The sequence below is a fragment of the Oceanobacter antarcticus genome, from assembly GCF_044962685.1.
Classification (GTDB): domain Bacteria; phylum Pseudomonadota; class Gammaproteobacteria; order Pseudomonadales; family Oceanobacteraceae; genus Oceanobacter; species Oceanobacter antarcticus.
Window position 1 is genome coordinate 98,782 of record NZ_JBBKTX010000015.1, and the last position, 16,847, is coordinate 115,628.

The following is a 16,847-nucleotide window of genomic DNA, read 5'->3' on the forward strand; positions in this document are numbered from 1 at the left end:
AAACCGCCCCCGAAACCGTGAAATCATCAGCCCATATCGCACCAAATTTAGGCAAAAATAAACCAACAGTTCCAATAGTGTGCAAAAAGAAACAGGGTTACAACCCAGAAGCAAACGCCTGTTTTCCGCTGTCTGGCGGTACAAATCAGACATCCATAGGCTGATGGATCCGTCATTCCGTCATTACAGACGCATGGCATGAAACCTGCTTTATGATTACTACGTCGACGCCGCAGGTAACGCCTGGCTGATCAAAGTGGATCACGGCCACCAAGTACTCCATCGACACACACATTCCCGATAGCAAAGGCGCTCCCAGGTTGACTGGTGAGCGCCTTTTTTTTATGCGAAAAAATGATATGAACAGCAACAGTCTAGTCGTCATTGGTAACGGTATGGCCTCCAACCGGGTACTGGAAGAACTGGGTAAAGACCATCCATTCGATGCCATTCATGTACTGAGTGACGAGCATCTTTCCCATTACAACCGCATTATGCTGTCACCACTATTGGCCGACGAAACCACACTGGATGCGATTACCCCACACGATGCCGACTGGTATCAACAGCGCCGCATTACAGTGCACCTGAATACCCCGGTGGCTCGCATTGATACCCGACAAAAAATCGTCGTAGCAGGCAATAACGAGCCGTTCAGCTACCACGCTTTGTTGATCGCCACTGGCTCCCGCTCCGCCATCCCTGCCATGCCGGGTACCGATAATGGCACCTTGCCAGACAACGTACTGGGGTTTCGTACCATGTCCGATGTCGATGCCATGCTGGCGGCACTGCCGACCCTCAAGCACGCCACCGTGATTGGTGCCGGACTGCTCGGAGTTGAAGCGGCTGTCGGCCTCAAAGCCCAGGGAGTAGATGTCACGTTGATGCACCGCAACCCGATCTTGATGAACCGTCAGCTGGATGCCACCGCTTCCGGTATTTTGCAACGCGAGCTGGAACAACGCGGTATCGACGTCCGCACCGGTGTGTCACCACAAGGATTGGACCTGACGGGCAACAGCGCCACAGCCGTTCAATACCGCTTGCGCAGCGAACCAGCAGAAGCAGCCGTTAAAACTCTGAACACCGACCTGGTGGTCTTTGCCACCGGCATTCTTCCTAACCGCGAACTCGCCAGTGCTGCGGGTATAGACACCCAGCGCGGGATCTGCGTTAACGAACGTATGGAAGCTTCGGCAGAGGATGTCTACTCACTGGGAGAGTGCTGCGAATTTGAAGGATTGACATACGGCCTGGTTGCCCCGATCTGGGAGCAGGCCAAAGTAGTGGCTGCGGGCCTTTTGTCCATCAATGACCCATCAGGAAAAAGCCAGTTATCAGGCTATGCCGAACAGGAACATCTGACCAAACTCAAGGTGTCCGGCGTCGATATTCACAGCATGGGACAATTTGAACCGTCCGATAACGACCAGATTATCCAGCTTCAGGATCTGAAATCCGGGATCTATAAAAAGCTGGTTATTCGTGAGCAACAGATTGTCGGGGTACTGTGTGTGGGTGACGTACTGGACTCCAGCTGGTACTTCGACCTGCTCAGTCATAATGCTGACATCAGCGCCATTCGCACCAATCTGATTTTTGGCAAAGGTTATTGTGAAGACGACACCAGTAAAGCAGGAACCCAAGAAGACAACGCTGCCTGATATAGCTGAGGTGCGACAGGATGACAGCGGAGAAGCAAGATACCAAACAAAAATGTCCTGGTATCTTGCTGAACACTGAACACCCACCGAAGTAAAATCAGCATGCGGACAGATTTTTTCCGCCTGCTAAACCCTGAGCAGTGCCTTAACCAGCCGTTCCGACAGCTGATCTTCGGTAAACTGTGGTTCATTGGGTGGGTACAAGGAATCTTCCACCAACTCGAAACCGTTATCCCGAGCCAATGCAAACAGCTCTTTCATCTTCAGGCACGCTTTCAACTGCGCAGCCAGCTCTGCATCCTGACGTGCTTTTTCCGCGAAGGCTTTAACCACAGCAACAGACATTTGTTTACTTCCTATTCGATTTAGTTAATGACTATTACCCATCGCAAATATCGAACCAGCTCTCACCTCGTCATCAAACGCTGCACGGAAAAAAAAATATCAATAAAAATCAAATACTTATAATTAAAAAATAAAAACATGACCAACCAAAATTCAAGAGCTGCCTGTTACTACTCCCACGTTGACACAAACATTTTGTAGCCTTTACAACAAACATGACACGGCACTATCGGGCCAAACAGGCCAAACCATCGCCGCAATAACAAGGTAACAAAAAATGTCGTAACAACGACAACGACGCTGAAAAATACCGAAAACAACGATGGAAAAAGGTGAGAAAAAGCTTGGGAAAAGACGCTTGCTGGGATAAATAGCCCAGGAGCAAACCAGCAGCCAAAAAGGACAGAAACGCGATGTTTCTGCCCCGGAAACCAATCAGAACTTCAGCACAATACCGGCAGAGACAGCCTGAGGGTCGTTGCCCGCCGTCGTTTTCAACTCATCATTCACACCACCGTCAACGCCCTGATAACGGGCATTGGCATCGTTCGCCGTACGGGTATAAACGGCATAGGTTGTCAGTACTTTGGACATCGAGCGCTCAACTCCCAAAGACGTCATAACGGCATCGGTATCGTTGCTGCCCTTGTAGCTCTCTGCTACAAATACACTGCCAATCCATTTGAACGAGCCGTCTTTTAATGCCAGCTGAGCTCCCCAGGCCTTACGATCCAGATCGCCAGATTTACGCAAGTTTTCAGCCAGCACGACCCCGGTCCAGTCCCCCTGCTTGTATTGGGTCGCCGCACGGGTGAGATGCATATTGGCGCTAGCACCATTTTTCCAGTAATCATGCGCCAGCGCTGCCACCAGACCGCCCTGCTTCCAGGTCACGCCCATGGCAGCAAATCCGGCATCGTTATTATCAACCGTGCCTTTACTGTCAGTGGCCTCTGCCGAATACTGCGCCGACAACGCGACCTTGCTGCGACCACTCTCGACATAGTAGGTACCCAGCAGCATATTCGCGACGCGCTTGTCCGCTTTATTGCCAGACGTAGCACCAGCACCCATGATGGCGCGACGATCGGCTACGGTATCACCCAGCATCGCCAATCCCCCCACAGACTTCGCCAGGGTATCGTGGTAACCCGCCTTCACTTCCCAGTGGGTAACGCCTTTTTCCAACCCTCTCAGTCCCAGATACGAGTTACGCGTGGCGAAGGTATCACCATCATGGCCATCCAGATTGATTGTTTGTTCCAGTTGATAAAAGGCCACCAAGTCATCAACTCCTGTCGGTATTTCTCCCTTGAAACCAATACGCGACGAGTTGGAAGACAAACTGACATCGCCATCTGACAGGCCACTGCCATTGTCGACCTCACTTGCGTCAACACCGGAGTCCATATAGCTCAACGCCAGGTGAAACTTGCCATACACTTCGAGGCTGCTTTCAGACACATCAACAGCATAGACATTTTGAGACATAAAAAAGCAACAGGCTGATACAGTCGTTGCTTGGAAAAGGAATTTCATAGAAGGGAGGTTCCAGATTTACTCGAGGGGCCGTAACGGATTTAGTTATCAAGAGAAACCAGACCAGTATCTTCAGGACACTCAGTCGTGCTACAGAACCAGCCTTGCCTGACGGGTCTATACCCTGACAGCGAATGACAAACGCAAGTAACCTTGACCAGTAACACACCCAAGCACGTCATTAATCACAAGATCGGCCATTCTTCAGATTGGTGGTCGATTTCTCAGGGGCGGCATTGTCATCCAAAAGACATAAATATGAAATATTTATGTAATCAATTTGTCATAAAAAGAGACTTCTTGACTTTTCTGCAGCCAATCACGGACACGATTGCCGTTCAGCGGCCTGGATGCCTGGATGCCTGGATGGTGACAATGGCATAAGAAGGGAAAAATAAAGCCAGGTGGGCGGAGAATGAAAAGACAAGATAAGAGCGAAAACCGCAGACACTGACACGGATACCGGATCATGCGCTGGTAATATTCAACCAGCCAATCCCGTCAGAGAATAAATACACTGTCATTTCCAGATGCCAGCCAGGCTACATCGACCTGATAGCTGACCGGCACGGGTATCATGGCAGCCGCTACCGAATTACCGGGTAACACCCAACGCTGCCAGCAACTCCTTATCCGAGAAGATATGTCCCCATACCTTGTCGAGGGCTTCGTTCACCCACTCCTGGTTATAACTGGCGACTGGCGCAGCCACCACAGAACGGCTCTCGTTAAGTTGGTAAGGTTTGCTGAACTGACGTGGGCCATTAATGACGGTAACACTCAGTTTCAGATCAAATGAACATTTCGAGACGATCACGCCTTCGTTACACTCATACTTGAACGTATTGATATCAAGCTGGAATTTCAGTGGATCCAACGTACTGCTGCCACCAAACCCCAGCTCTGCCAACGTGGTTTTCAAACGTTTGGTCAGTGTTTCATACAGTGCGATATCCGCCATCAGCGGCGAATTTTCTGGTAAACGACCACCCCGATAGCCAATCAGGTCATCATCAACACCCCGGTCGTCCAGCACCCGCACCAGAGCATTACGGTCGGCACTGAGCTGGCCACTGCCAACGTCACTGCGGTCGTTCAGTTCAATCACCTGAGGCGACAGCACACAGCCACTCAAGCCTGCGACCAACGCCGCAACACACATTATTCTTGTCATTCCAAACATCTTACTTCTCCGGCAGGTCGGCTTCGCGACGATTAAAAACCCAGGTATTGCCCTGGGAGTCTTGCGGGCTGTAACGGTATCCGGCCATATCAAATGCCTTTAGTTCTGCGGCATGGTCGATACGATGATTGATCAGATAACGAGTCATCAATCCTCGGGCTTTTTTGGCATAAAAACTGATAATTTTGAACTGGCCGTTCTTTTCGTCTTTAAAGACCGGTGTGATCAGTTCCGCATTCAGTTTTTTGCTTTGTACCGATTTGAAATATTCGTTCGACGCCAGATTCACCACCACCTGACTGCGGTGCTCGGCTAGCTCACCGTTGAGGGCATCGGTGATACGTCCACCCCAGAATTCGTACAGATCCTTGCCCCGGCTATTCTTTAGCCTGGTGCCCATTTCCAACCGATAAGGAGCCATCAGATCCAGTGGTTTGAGCATACCGTACAAGCCACTCAACATACGGATATGCTGCTGGGCAAAGTCGAGGTCATCCTGCGACAAGGTTTCAGCTGCCAGCCCAGTGTAGACGTCGCCCTTGAAGGCTAAAAATGCCTGTTTGGCATTGGCTTCCGACAGAGGCAGAGACCAGCTGGAATAACGTTCCACGTTTAATTCCGCCAGCTTGCTACTCAGCCCCATAAGACCACTGATTTCTTCCGCAGAGTACATTCGCAACACATCAATCAGCTCGGCCGACTCGTCCAGAAAGCCCGCTTGGCTGGTACGCCGAGTGGTCGCAGGGGTTTCGTAGTCGAGCGTCTTGGCCGGCGATAATAACGTCAACATGGCGTAAGCATATCCATCTAAATAAGCAGAGCGGACGATAATACCGGCGCAACCGCTGCAACCCAAGCATTCACGATGGCAGAGAGCGGCAGTTTTTTCGATCCGTATAATAGCATTCCACTATAAGACCCTGCTGTTTGTTAGTTTTTCACCCGACTGTTCACAAATCCACCATGTGCTACAATCCGCCGCTTTCCTGAACATCGGCCATGCCAGACGCCGTTGTCGGTACCACCTGATGTGTTTGCCCTTGTGCATCCACGCCGGGATCCCGAGTCAACGCTGACCCAGCCTGAGCAACTGTTTTATACATTTTACAGGTTATACAGGCATGGCTTCTATCCAGTCTGGCAGGCGTTAACCGGAACCAACGCGCACTCGCAGCGGCTCCACACGGTAAGAAAGCAAGAGGGTTTACCCAATGACAGTACAGGTTGGCATCATCATGGGATCCAAGAGTGATTGGCCCACCATGCAACACGCCGCCGAGATGCTTGATTCTCTGGGCGTTGCCTATGAAGTCAAAGTGGTGTCTGCACACCGTACGCCGGATTTGCTGTTTGATTACGCCAAAACCGCCCAGGCACGGGGCCTCAAGGTACTGATTGCCGGTGCTGGCGGTGCTGCTCACCTGCCGGGTATGGCAGCGTCGCAGACGTCTTTGCCAGTACTTGGCGTGCCGGTCAAATCCCGCGCCCTCAATGGCCTCGATTCATTGCTGTCCATTGTGCAGATGCCCGGTGGTATTGCCGTGGGCACCCTGGCGATTGGCGATGCCGGAGCCAAAAATGCCGGCTTGCTGGCTGCCCAGATTCTCGCCACCAGTGATCACGAGCTGCTCAAACGTGTGGATGCGTTCCGCGCCCAACAGACAGAAACCATCCTCTCCGAGCCAGACCCGCGAGACGTGTTCTGAGCGAGCAGGTAAACTCTCCGATTATTCGGTTTATAAATCCCGTGAAAGCGGCCACTTGATGGCCGCTTTTATTGTTTGAAAGCACGCGATATTCGCCAGACCAAGGTAGCAAATTTATGAACATCGGCATTCTGGGCAACGGCCAGCTGGGCCAGATGCTGGCCGCCAGCATCTCCGACCTGAGCGACATTAAGGTCAGTCTCTACGACTTGCGCGCCCACTCCGACGCAACACTGCAGACATTTATTGCATCGGTCGATTTAATCTCATACGAGACCGAGAATATTCCGGCCGCCATCGTCAGCCAGCTCGAAAGCTGTGCCGACAAGCTGTTCCCCGGCCTGGATGCACTCAAAACCTTTCAGAATCGTTTGCTGGAAAAAAACGCCCTGCGTGCGGCTGGCATAACCACGGCGGAATTCGCAGCGGTCAACTCTCTCGATGACCTGAAAGCCGCCATAGTCACACTCGGCTTGCCCATCGTATTAAAAACCACCACCGAAGGTTACGACGGCAAAGGCCAGTATGTGCTCCGCAGCGCCGCAGACGCGGAACCGGCCTGGGCAAGCATTGGCAATCGCGAGCTGATCGCCGAAGCCTTTGTGCCTTTTACACGGGAAACGTCCGTCATCGCCAGTCGAGACCGGGACGGCAACCTGGTGATCTGGCCAATGACCGAAAACGTTCACCACGACGGTATTTTGCGCTATTCACTCTACCCGGCTGCCGACGTCAGTGACGCCAAAACAGAGCAGGCCCAACAGTATATTCGTCAGCTGGCAGACAGCCTTGATTACGTCGGCACCCTCACACTGGAACTGTTTGACACCGATACCGGACTGGTTGCCAACGAAGTCGCTCCCCGAGTTCACAACTCCGGGCACTGGTCGATTGAAGGTGCCGCAACCAGCCAGTTCCGCAACCATATGCTGGCTGTCGCTGGTAAACCGCTGGGAAGTACTCACTCCCGTTACCCCGCCGTTGCCATGCTCAACGTGATCAGCGACGAAGCACCCACGCTAGCCGCCACAGGTCTCACGAATGTCTTTGTCCACTCCTACGGCAAAGAAGCCCGACCGGCCCGTAAACTCGGACACGTCACGGTGGTAGCCAACAGCACCACCGAACGCGACAATACCATCACGCAACTGGCCGGGCTGATGCCTGCCGGTGTGTGGCAGCACTAACAGGGAATCTCCATGGCCAAGTCACTGCAAGAACAAATGCTGGAAATGGGTCTGGTTAACCAGAAAAAAGCCAAAAAAAATGCCAAGGAACTGAAAAAATCCGCGCATCTGAAGCGTACCGGTAGCGAAGATGCACCGGAAGACACCCAGGCCAGCGCCGAAGCATCACGCAAGGCCAAGGCAGAACGGGATCGCGAACTGAACCGCCAGAAAGAAGCCGAAGCCCAACAAAAAGCCATCTCGGCCCAGATTCGCCAGTTGATCCAGACGAATACCGTTGAGTGCGATGGCGATATCAAATACAACTTCCTGCACGACAAAAAGGTCAAGCAGATGTACGTCAATCAGGCAGTCTGGGATCGACTCAGCCGTGGCCAGCTGGCGATTATCCTGTTCGAGCAAACCCGCCAGGGCCCTACCTACAAGGTGGTGCCATTACCGGTGGCCGAAAAAATCCGCCAACGGGCAGCCGATCACTACATTCTGATTGCAGAATCCGCTGGCGAAGAAATGGACGAAGATGATCCATACGCCGCCTACCAGATTCCTGACGATCTGATGTGGTAAAGGTGGTAGATGTGGTCATAGCGGCGCAGTATTTATGAGTGATCAACAAGCCTTTTGAATAGATGTCCCCTATAGCTATGCCCTACAGGAATTGAATTATGTACATCACCACCACCCCGAATATCGAAGGCAAAACCATTACCTCCTATCGCGGCATCGTGGCCGGAGAAACCGTACTCGGCGCAAACATCTTCAAGGATCTGTTTGCCGGTATTCGCGACATTGTCGGTGGCCGCTCCGCTACCTATGAAAAAGAGCTGCAAAAAGCCCGCGATATTGCCTTGCAAGAACTGCAACAACGCGCTGCCGGGCTGGGAGCCAACGCGGTGGTTGGCGTTGATATCGACTATGAAGTCATGGGTAAAACCAACGGCATGCTGATGGTTTCTGCCAGCGGCACGGCAGTGGTGGTTGAATAATCACCAGCGATAGTCTGACTTGTCCGTAACACTCTCCACCCAGAAGCCAACCGGAGCGTGTTACCGGCAGGTATCAGAGCCAGTCGCCCAGCAGCAACTTGACGGCCACCACCAGCGTGACCCCTTCGTACAGGCGTTTGATGGTGCGATTACCCGCCTTGATCGACGAATTCGCGCCCAGATAACCACCAATAACCGAACCCAGCAACAATGCTGGCAGCCAGCTCCACTGCACCTCCGCTACCGTTCCCATGGTGATTGCCCCCGCTCCATTCCAGCCGAGACCAACCGCCACCAGCGTATGCGCCACCGCACGTTTGTATTCCAGCCCGAACCAGTACACCAGCCACAAGGTCACAAACAGGCCACTGCCCGCCGACAAGGCACCGTTCATGATGCCGATCAGCAGCAAACCCAACGCCCCCAGCACCATACCGGGGATATCGCGATGACGTAACTCCGCAGCCATGCCCAGCTGGGGTTTGAACATCGAATAAGCCGACAACGATAACATCAGCACTGCCAGTGCGATTTCTGCCAGACGATCGGCAATGCCGAGAATCAACAGCGCACCGCCGATAACACCAGGAACACCCGCCACTACCACCAGCGCCAGCAACCAGAGTTGAAGGTGCCCTTCCCGCAGGTGCCGACCTGTCGCCCCCACTCCCAGTGCGACCGTCGCTACCTTGTGGGTCGCCAGTGCCAGTGGAAACGGCAACCCCAGAAAGATCAGCATGGGGAGTTGAATCAAGCCTGCCCCACCACCCGCAAGCGCCGAAAACCAGTTGGCGACCACCGCCAGTACCAGCAGAATAACGTGTTCAATATAATCCATGGGTAATACACTGTTAGAGAATAACGCAAATGCCTACCGGCATTTGCCTTGAACAGACCAGAGGAATGTTATGACATACGCGCTTTACTACTACGATAGCTGCCCGTTTTGCCAGATGGTGCTGCGCACCCTGCCGGGTTTGAATGTGGATGTTGAGAAACGCAATGTGCAGAAAAATCCGGCCTACCGGAAGCAACAACAGCAAGCCACCGGCCGCACCACGGTTCCCTGCCTGCTCATCACCAGTGAACAGGGCAAGGAAGAATGGATGTTCGAGTCAGCCGACATTATGACTTACCTGCAGTCCCTGTAAGCTGGCTCAATACCGCTGGATCCGCCAGCATCCGGGTCACGGTATCCACCACTGCTTGGGTTTGCGGATCCACTTCCAGATTAATGGCATCCCCCACAGCGGCCGAGCCAAAGGTGGTGACCTCTCGGGTCTCTGGTATCAGATGCACCGAAAATCGGTCGCCTGCCACTTCCGCAATGGTCAGGCTACAGCCATTCAGCGCGACATAGCCCTTATCCAGCAAGTAAGGTAACAATGCCGCCGGACGCTCAAACCAGAGCACCAGATTATTGGCCGATTCCCGCCGTTCCAGAATACGTACCTGGGCCATGACATGGCCAGACAACAAGTGGCCACCGATTTCATCACCGATACGGGCGGCACGCTCAATATTCACCTCATCTCCGGCGGTCACACTGCCAAGATTGGTAACGGCCAATGTCTGGCCAATCGCATCAAAACTGACAGCGGCACCATCCAGTGCCCGTACCGTCAGACAAGTACCGTTTAACGCAACCGATGCACCAGTTTGCAGGCCCTGTCGTAACGCTTCCGGAAACAGCAGCGTAAACGTGGCAAAATCCTGCTGTTTATCGACCTGGGCAACGGCCAGCCGGGTTTGAACAATTCCAGTAAACATAAGGCTCTCCTCAAATTTGCCAGAACATTATGCACTATACTCTGGCTTTACCGGTACGCATGCGGGTCAGCCTCTTACGCATGTAAGGGAGTAAAAAGAAACACAGCAACCATCGCACCCCTGTCATCCGCACATGTCAGGGTTAAAGAAAATGGTTTACGCCTGCACAGGGGAACGGCATGAAGGTACAGAGGACTGGTCTGATATTGTCCGGCGGCGGTGCTCGGGCAGCGTATCAGGTGGGCGTACTCAAGGCAGTACACGAAATTTTGCCCCGAGGTCACTACAACCCGTTTGATATTATTTCCGGTACATCCGCAGGCGCAATCAACGGTATTGCACTGGCCAGTTACGCCGAAGATTATCGCCGTGGTATTCGTCACCTGGAACGCATCTGGCGTCATTTCACTTGCGACCAGATTTACCGCACCGATTTTTGGGGGATATCCCACTCCCTTGCCCGTATGAGTCGCAGCCTGATTATTGGCCGGGGCTACAAAAATGATCCGGTTTCGCTGCTCGACAATGAACCGTTACGGGAGCTGCTCAACGAAGTCGTCAACTTCACCAGCATCCAGAAGGCCATCGATGACAACTACCTCTACGCCGTCGCCGTCAACTGCTCGGGCATCGATAGTGGTGAGTCCACCAGCTTTTTTGCAGGACACCCGGATATTCAGGACTGGCAACGCCAACGTCGTGTCGGAGTACGTACCCGCCTGAGCTGTGACCACCTGCTGGCATCATCAGCCATTCCCATGATCTTTCCCGCCGTGTTTCTCGGCGACCAGTATTATGCCGATGGCGCCGTACGACAGCTGGCCCCTATTAGCCCGGCGTTACACATGGGGGCAGAGAAAATCATGGTGATCGGCGTCAGCGCCATTGCCCACCGTAACAAGCCGGACATACCGGACGACATCTACCCCGCACCGGCCAAAATGATGGGCCATATGCTCAACGCTGCCTTTCTCGACAGCATGGAAACCGATATCGAACGTCTGTTGCGTATTAACCAGACCTTGCAACACATACCTAAATCCGTACGACAGCATTACGACATGGAACTACGGCCGGTACAGCTGCTCGATATCAGCCCCAGTGTCTCGCTCGACACACTGGCAGGAGAACACGCCCACGAGATGCCCAAGGCACTCAGAATGGTGCTCAACAGCCGCGGCAACAATCGCGGTAACGGCTCAGGTATTCTCAGTTATTTACTGTTTTCCGAGGGTTACTGCCGACGGCTGATTCAGTTAGGATTTGACGACGCCATGACCAAGCGCGCCGACATTCGCGACTTTTTCAGAGACCACTTTGATGACAGCCAACTCAACTGATCGCCGGTTTGTCAACCGGCCACCACAACGTATCGTGGTACTGACCGGAGCCGGCATTTCTGCCGAATCTGGTGTCCGTACCTTTCGCGATAATGACGGCCTGTGGGAAAACCACCGCCTGGAGGATGTCGCCACCCCCGAAGCCTTCGAACGTGACGCCGAACTGGTACAGCGCTTCTACAACGCCCGCCGGGCGCAACTGAACGAAGTACAACCAAACCTTGCCCATATCGCACTGGCCGAGTTTGAACAGCGCTATACCGGCGACTTTTTACTGGTGACCCAAAACGTTGATGACCTCCACGAACGGGCTGGCAGCCAACACCTGTTGCATATGCATGGTGAACTGAAACGCGTACGCTGCACCCGCACCGAGCAGCTGTACGACATGGATACCGACATCACCGCGACGACCTGCTGCGCATGCTGCAATGCTCCCAACCTGCGTCCACACATCGTCTGGTTTGGTGAGATGCCACTGTTTATGGATGATATCTTTCACGCCCTGGAGCAATGCGACCTGTTTATCAGTATCGGTACTTCCGGCCATGTCTACCCGGCGGCCGGTTTTGTCGAAGTGGCTGCCAATGCCGGAGCTCATACCATCGAAATCAACCTGGAGCCCAGCTGTATCAAGGATAATTTTGCCGAGCATCTGTATGGCAAAGCAGGGGATGTCTTGCCCGGTTATCTGCAATCTTTGCTTGTTAATGGATAGCAGCGACAGACCCTGACCTTGCAAGCTTCAGTCTTGTGTAAAGCCCCTGTATAGTTTACAAAATGTTAAATAATATCCATCTTAAGGTCGGAGTGGTCGGCCTGAATGTTTATCGGATGAACGGCGGATTGTTTCTGTTTTAATTGGGAGGTGTTTCATGACGATTTCAGCCTGTATTGCACTCGCTTCATCAGGATCCAACCGACTCAACAGGGTGTTACTGTGCATTCCGCTGTTCGGACTGCTGGCAGCCTGCTCTGACGGCAACAGCAGCAGTGAAAAGACTGCAACAGTCACCCGCCCCGGTGAAATTTATCAGGTCGTCAGTAGTAAAGACGCCCTGCTACGCCGTTTTCCCGGCCAGGTTGAGGCCTCAGAAGAAGTCTCTCTGGCCTTCCGGGTTCCTGGAGAGTTACTGGAACTGCCCGCCCAGGCAGGCAAACGGATCAAGGCAGGAGACGTGCTGGCACGGCTTGACCCTGCCGATTACCAGTTGCAACTGGACGAACGTCAGGCCCGCTTCAACCTGGCTAATTCGCAGTTTGAACGTATCGAAAACCTGTTCCAGCAGCGTCAGGTATCCAAAGCCCAATACGATCAGTCCAAAGCTGAGCTGGATATCAGTAAAGCGGCTCTTGGGGCAGCCCGCAGCAATGTTGGCTACACCACACTGAAAGCACCGTTTGCCGGAGTGATCGCCGAAGTCTATGTTGACAACCATCAGTCCATGGCAGCAGGCACGCCTTTACTGAAATTGCAGGCTCGCGGCCAGCTGGTTGTCAGTATCCAGGTGCCGGAACAGCTGATGATTCAGCTCAGCCAATCCGGCAGCAGCTACCATCCAGATGTGGCATTTGATGCCCTGCCCGGCCAACGCTTCAAGGCGACCTACAAGGAGCATAATACCCAAGCCGATCCGGCGACTGGCAGCTATCGGTTACTGGTCACCTTGCCCCAACCCGCCGATTTCAATCCACTCCCTGGTATGTCTGCCAGTGTCTACGCCGACCTGAACCAGATACTGGCCGTCAACGACAGCAATGTGCTGGTGCCCGCCCAGGCCATATTTCAGCAGGCAAAGCAGGCGACAGGCAGCAAGCAAGGCATGGTATGGCGGCTAAACGAACAGAATGCACTGGTTGCCCAGGCGGTTGAAACCGGCCGACTGACCCAGGAAGGCCTTGAAATTGTGGCTGGTCTCAACCCCGGTGACCGGATTTTGGCAGCGGGAGTGCACCAGGCCCGCGAAGGCATGGTAATCCGCCCATGGATTCAGGAACAAGGTCTCTGACATGTCGCAACCCAACACCGTCAACCAACTTAATGCTGCCACTTATTTCATCCAGCACAGTACCACCAGCTGGATGCTGGTACTGATTCTGTTGGCAGGTGGCATCATCAGCTACCTCGGGCTTGGCCGCCTTGAAGATCCGAAGTTCACCATCAAGGAAGCCATGGTCTACACCTACTACCCAGGTGCCAGCCCCTTGCAGGTAGAGGAAGAAGTCACTGCCAGGCTTGAAGACACCATCCAGTCCTTGCCCTACATCAAACACCTGGACTCCATCTCCAAAGCCGGATTGTCACAGATACACATTCAAGTTAAATCCGAATATCAGGGCGACACTCTGCCGCAAATATGGGACGAACTGCGGCGCAAGATCCACGACAAGACCAGCTCATTACCACCAGGTTCTGCCACTCCCATCGTGCTGGATAACTTTGGTGACGTCTTTGGTGTACTGCTGGCGTTAACTGGCGACGGTTTTGATTACAGCGGATTGTTCGACTATGCCGAGTACCTCAAACGCGAACTGATGACCCTGGAAGGTGTTGCCAATATCGAGATTGCCGGAGATCAACAACAACAGGTCTTTATTGATATTTCCCACGAACAAATGACCAACCTGGGTATTCCGCTGTCGCGTCTGTACCAGTTATTACAAACCCAGAACAGTGTCAGCAACGCCGGACACATCCGGGTTGGCAATGAATATATTCGTATCCATCCGACTGGTGAATTCCAGAGCGTTCAGGAGCTGGGCGACCTGCTGATCAGCACACCGGGCTCCGACAAACTGATTTATCTGCAAGACATTGCCCGTATTACGACCGGGGTTACCGAAAATCCGACCCACCTGGAGAACTATCAGGCGATACCCTCGCTACGCTTGGGTATCGCCTTTACCGACAGTGTTAATGTCATCGAAGTCGGCGCACAGGTCCGGGCCAAACTGGCAGAACTGGATAACAACCGTCCTCTCGGCATGGCGTTGCATACCATTTACGATCAGCCCGCTGAAGTCGATGCTTCATCGCAGAATTTTATTCTCAACCTCGCCATGGCCGTCGTCATTGTGATTGCCGTATTGCTGCTGTTTATGGGTGTCAGGGCAGGACTGATTATTGGTGCCATCCTGCTACTGACCATACTCGGCACTTTTATTGCCATGGCAACGTTTGGTATCAATCTGCATCGTATCTCCCTCGGGGCGCTGATTATTGCGTTGGGGATGCTGGTTGATAACGCACTGGTTATTACCGAAGGCATTATGGTCGGCTTGCAGCGTGGTCAGAGCCGGGTTCAGGCGGCTTTTGATATTGTAAAACAAACCCAGTGGCCATTACTGGGGGCTACCGTGATTGCCATCACCGCTTTCGCACCTATCGGACTGTCGCCGGATTCGGTGGGCGAGTTTGTCGGTTCGCTGTTTTATGTCCTGATGATTTCGCTGTTACTCAGCTGGGTAACGGCACTGACCCTGACCCCCTTCCTCTGCAATCTGTTATTTCGGGAGCAACTCAGTCACGCCAGCCCGGCTGAAAACGGCAAGACGGATTCGTCCGCCCCTTATCAAGGTGCCCTGTATAACGGTTACCGTGCCATTCTGGCGACCATGCTGCATCATCGTGGTGTATCCATGATACTGATGGTTACCTTGATGGTGGTCGCTGTTGTCGGCTTTGGTCAGGTCAAGCGAGCGTTTTTTCCGCCATCCAATACCCCCATTTTTCTGGCGGATATCTGGTTACCGGAAGGCAGCGATATCCTTGCAACTCAGAAGCAGGCCCGCAAACTGGAGCAATGGTTTCAGCAACAGCAAGGCGTGGAATTTACCTCGTCCACCGTTGGCCAAGGAGAAGTCCGGTTTATGCTGACGTACGCTCCAGAAAAGCAATATGCCGCTTTTGCCCAGGTGTTGATCCGTACCGAACAACGCGAGCAGATTCCGGCGCTGATCAGCAGTGCCCAACAATACACCGCCACCGATATGCCTAACGCGTTTGTCAAATTCCAGCGGCTGCAAATTGGTTCCAGTACTCCGGCCAAGATTGAAGCCCGTTTTTCCGGCCCGGATCAAACTGAACTGCGAATGCTGGCCGAGCAGGCAGAACAGATCCTGCGCACCGACCCGGCAGCCGATAACATCCGTCACAACTGGCGCGAACGAGTGAAAGTTATTCGTCCGCATCTGCAAGAAGAGGCAGCCCGGCGAGCAGGTATTTCCAAACAGGATCTCGACGACCTGCTGCAACTGAGTTTCTCCGGCAAACAGGTCGGACTGTACCGGGAAGGCACCCACCTAAAACCCATGGTCTTGCGTCCACCGGAACAGGAACGCCTGAACGTCAACAACCTGATGGACTTGCAAATCTGGAGTCCGGTGTTTAACCGCTACATCCCGATTCAGCAAGTGGTCGACCGCTTTGATATTACCTTTGAAGATCCGCTGATCATGCGTCGCGACCGCAAACGTACCATCGAAGTTCTGGCCGACCCATCCTTTGCCTCAGCCCAAACTGCCGACGAATTGTTCCAGCGGATACGCCCCCAGCTGGAAGCCATTCCACTCCCCGCCGGCTATCAACTGGAATGGGGCGGAGAGTACGAATCGTCCCGAGATGCGCAAGCCAACGTATTCGCCTCGCTGCCAATGGGCTACCTGATCATGTTTATCATCACCATACTGCTGTTTAACGAATTACGGGCAGCGCTGGTGATCTGGGCCTGTGTACCACTGGCCATTATTGGCGTCACTGCGGGTATGTTGCTGCTCAGGGCCGAGTTTGGCTTTATGGCGTTGCTGGGATTCCTCAGCCTATCCGGCATGATCGTCAAAAACGGCATCGTGCTGGTGGATCAGATTCAATTGGAAGACCGCAGCGGTAAAAATGGCTACGACGCTATCTTTGATGCCGCAGTCAGTCGCTTGCGCCCAGTCACCATGGCAGCGCTTACCACTATTTTGGGCATGGTGCCGCTGTTGACCGACCCCTTTTTCAACAGCATGGCAGTGGTCATCGCCTTTGGGCTCGGCTTCGCCACGATACTGACACTGGGCGTTGTGCCGGTATTGTACAGTTACGCTCACAGAGTGAAAATTCCAGCCTGAGCGGATGGCAAA

General features: G+C 53.3%; 16 protein-coding genes. 10 read left to right on the top strand and 6 right to left on the bottom strand.

The window, feature by feature from the left end:
• The first annotated feature begins 359 nt into the window (after nucleotides 1–359).
• A complete protein-coding gene (locus WG929_RS13105; protein ID WP_416206387.1) occupies nucleotides 360–1,667 on the top strand; it encodes an NAD(P)/FAD-dependent oxidoreductase in 1,308 nt (435 codons plus the stop codon).
• A gap of 126 nt (nucleotides 1,668–1,793) precedes the next feature.
• Here the strand turns inward: WG929_RS13105 and WG929_RS13110 are convergent, their stop codons facing one another.
• From WG929_RS13110 to yaaA, 4 genes are all read right to left on the bottom strand, one after another.
• On the bottom strand, nucleotides 1,794–2,012 hold the full coding sequence (locus tag WG929_RS13110) for a Nif11-like leader peptide family natural product precursor (protein ID WP_369854862.1): 219 nt from the start codon (nucleotides 2,010–2,012) through the stop codon (nucleotides 1,794–1,796).
• Between the two features lie 435 nt (nucleotides 2,013–2,447).
• Nucleotides 2,448–3,503 (bottom strand): porin, encoded by a 1,056-nt coding sequence (locus WG929_RS13115; RefSeq protein WP_416206388.1) that lies wholly within the window; start codon nucleotides 3,501–3,503, stop codon nucleotides 2,448–2,450.
• Nucleotides 3,504–4,146: 643 nt separating this feature from the next.
• Nucleotides 4,147–4,725: a YajG family lipoprotein gene (locus WG929_RS13120; RefSeq protein ID WP_416206389.1), complete on the bottom strand. Its 579-nt coding sequence runs from the start codon at nucleotides 4,723–4,725 to the stop codon at nucleotides 4,147–4,149.
• A gap of 10 nt (nucleotides 4,726–4,735) precedes the next feature.
• Nucleotides 4,736–5,524 (bottom strand): peroxide stress protein YaaA, encoded by a 789-nt coding sequence (gene yaaA, locus WG929_RS13125; protein WP_369854865.1) that lies wholly within the window; start codon nucleotides 5,522–5,524, stop codon nucleotides 4,736–4,738.
• A gap of 421 nt (nucleotides 5,525–5,945) precedes the next feature.
• Here yaaA and purE point away from each other — a divergent pair, with 421 nt between their 5' ends.
• The 4 genes from purE (at nucleotide 5,946) to WG929_RS13145 (ending at nucleotide 8,613) form a co-directional block, all read left to right on the top strand.
• Nucleotides 5,946–6,440 (top strand): 5-(carboxyamino)imidazole ribonucleotide mutase, encoded by a 495-nt coding sequence (gene purE, locus WG929_RS13130; protein WP_416206390.1) that lies wholly within the window; start codon nucleotides 5,946–5,948, stop codon nucleotides 6,438–6,440.
• A gap of 116 nt (nucleotides 6,441–6,556) precedes the next feature.
• Nucleotides 6,557–7,627, top strand: coding sequence for a 5-(carboxyamino)imidazole ribonucleotide synthase (locus WG929_RS13135; RefSeq protein ID WP_416206391.1), 1,071 nt, complete (start codon nucleotides 6,557–6,559; stop codon nucleotides 7,625–7,627).
• 12 nt (nucleotides 7,628–7,639) lie between these two features.
• Nucleotides 7,640–8,194, top strand: coding sequence for a DUF2058 domain-containing protein (locus WG929_RS13140; RefSeq protein WP_416206392.1), 555 nt, complete (start codon nucleotides 7,640–7,642; stop codon nucleotides 8,192–8,194).
• Nucleotides 8,195–8,292: 98 nt separating this feature from the next.
• Complete coding sequence (locus tag WG929_RS13145) at nucleotides 8,293–8,613, top strand: heavy metal-binding domain-containing protein (RefSeq protein ID WP_416206393.1); 321 nt, start codon at nucleotides 8,293–8,295, stop codon at nucleotides 8,611–8,613.
• A gap of 73 nt (nucleotides 8,614–8,686) precedes the next feature.
• Here the strand turns inward: WG929_RS13145 and WG929_RS13150 are convergent, their stop codons facing one another.
• Nucleotides 8,687–9,451, bottom strand: coding sequence for a sulfite exporter TauE/SafE family protein (locus WG929_RS13150; protein WP_416206394.1), 765 nt, complete (start codon nucleotides 9,449–9,451; stop codon nucleotides 8,687–8,689).
• Nucleotides 9,452–9,521: 70 nt separating this feature from the next.
• On the opposite strand from WG929_RS13150, the gene WG929_RS13155 reads away from it, so the two are divergent.
• Nucleotides 9,522–9,764: a glutaredoxin family protein gene (locus tag WG929_RS13155; RefSeq protein WP_416206395.1), complete on the top strand. Its 243-nt coding sequence runs from the start codon at nucleotides 9,522–9,524 to the stop codon at nucleotides 9,762–9,764.
• Here the strand turns inward: WG929_RS13155 and WG929_RS13160 are convergent.
• Complete coding sequence (locus WG929_RS13160) at nucleotides 9,739–10,383, bottom strand: riboflavin synthase subunit alpha (RefSeq protein ID WP_416206396.1); 645 nt, start codon at nucleotides 10,381–10,383, stop codon at nucleotides 9,739–9,741. The two genes, WG929_RS13155 and WG929_RS13160, sit on opposite strands and share 26 nt — an antisense overlap.
• Before the next feature lie 179 nt (nucleotides 10,384–10,562).
• Here WG929_RS13160 and WG929_RS13165 point away from each other — a divergent pair, with 179 nt between their 5' ends.
• The 4 genes from WG929_RS13165 to WG929_RS13180 all read left to right on the top strand — a co-directional run bounded on the left by WG929_RS13165 (nucleotide 10,563) and on the right by WG929_RS13180 (nucleotide 16,835).
• Nucleotides 10,563–11,723, top strand: a complete 1,161-nt coding sequence (locus WG929_RS13165; RefSeq protein ID WP_369854873.1) for a patatin-like phospholipase family protein — start codon at nucleotides 10,563–10,565, stop codon at nucleotides 11,721–11,723.
• A complete protein-coding gene (cobB, locus tag WG929_RS13170) occupies nucleotides 11,704–12,441 on the top strand; it encodes a Sir2 family NAD+-dependent deacetylase (protein ID WP_416206397.1) in 738 nt (245 codons plus the stop codon). Before WG929_RS13165 ends, cobB begins: the two co-directional genes overlap by 20 nt.
• A gap of 157 nt (nucleotides 12,442–12,598) precedes the next feature.
• Nucleotides 12,599–13,732, top strand: coding sequence for an efflux RND transporter periplasmic adaptor subunit (locus WG929_RS13175; RefSeq protein WP_416206398.1), 1,134 nt, complete (start codon nucleotides 12,599–12,601; stop codon nucleotides 13,730–13,732).
• A gap of 1 nt (nucleotide 13,733) precedes the next feature.
• On the top strand, nucleotides 13,734–16,835 hold the full coding sequence (locus tag WG929_RS13180; protein WP_416206399.1) for an efflux RND transporter permease subunit: 3,102 nt from the start codon (nucleotides 13,734–13,736) through the stop codon (nucleotides 16,833–16,835).
• Nucleotides 16,836–16,847 lie beyond the last annotated feature (12 nt).

Excerpts from the sequence above, each read along its gene's own strand:
- WG929_RS13105 (WP_416206387.1), top strand. The coding sequence starts at position 360 with ATGAACAGCAACAGTCTAGTCGTCATTGGTAACGGTATGGCCTCCAAC.
- WG929_RS13110 (WP_369854862.1), bottom strand. The coding sequence starts at position 2,012 with ATGTCTGTTGCTGTGGTTAAAGCCTTCGCGGAAAAAGCACGTCAGGAT.
- WG929_RS13115 (WP_416206388.1), bottom strand. The coding sequence starts at position 3,503 with ATGTCTCAAAATGTCTATGCTGTTGATGTGTCTGAAAGCAGCCTCGAA.
- WG929_RS13120 (WP_416206389.1), bottom strand. The coding sequence starts at position 4,725 with ATGACAAGAATAATGTGTGTTGCGGCGTTGGTCGCAGGCTTGAGTGGC.
- yaaA (WP_369854865.1), bottom strand. The coding sequence starts at position 5,524 with ATGTTGACGTTATTATCGCCGGCCAAGACGCTCGACTACGAAACCCCT.
- purE (WP_416206390.1), top strand. The coding sequence starts at position 5,946 with ATGACAGTACAGGTTGGCATCATCATGGGATCCAAGAGTGATTGGCCC.
- WG929_RS13135 (WP_416206391.1), top strand. The coding sequence starts at position 6,557 with ATGAACATCGGCATTCTGGGCAACGGCCAGCTGGGCCAGATGCTGGCC.
- WG929_RS13140 (WP_416206392.1), top strand. The coding sequence starts at position 7,640 with ATGGCCAAGTCACTGCAAGAACAAATGCTGGAAATGGGTCTGGTTAAC.
- WG929_RS13145 (WP_416206393.1), top strand. The coding sequence starts at position 8,293 with ATGTACATCACCACCACCCCGAATATCGAAGGCAAAACCATTACCTCC.
- WG929_RS13150 (WP_416206394.1), bottom strand. The coding sequence starts at position 9,451 with ATGGATTATATTGAACACGTTATTCTGCTGGTACTGGCGGTGGTCGCC.
- WG929_RS13155 (WP_416206395.1), top strand. The coding sequence starts at position 9,522 with ATGACATACGCGCTTTACTACTACGATAGCTGCCCGTTTTGCCAGATG.
- WG929_RS13160 (WP_416206396.1), bottom strand. The coding sequence starts at position 10,383 with ATGTTTACTGGAATTGTTCAAACCCGGCTGGCCGTTGCCCAGGTCGAT.
- WG929_RS13165 (WP_369854873.1), top strand. The coding sequence starts at position 10,563 with ATGAAGGTACAGAGGACTGGTCTGATATTGTCCGGCGGCGGTGCTCGG.
- cobB (WP_416206397.1), top strand. The coding sequence starts at position 11,704 with ATGACAGCCAACTCAACTGATCGCCGGTTTGTCAACCGGCCACCACAA.
- WG929_RS13175 (WP_416206398.1), top strand. The coding sequence starts at position 12,599 with ATGACGATTTCAGCCTGTATTGCACTCGCTTCATCAGGATCCAACCGA.
- WG929_RS13180 (WP_416206399.1), top strand. The coding sequence starts at position 13,734 with ATGTCGCAACCCAACACCGTCAACCAACTTAATGCTGCCACTTATTTC.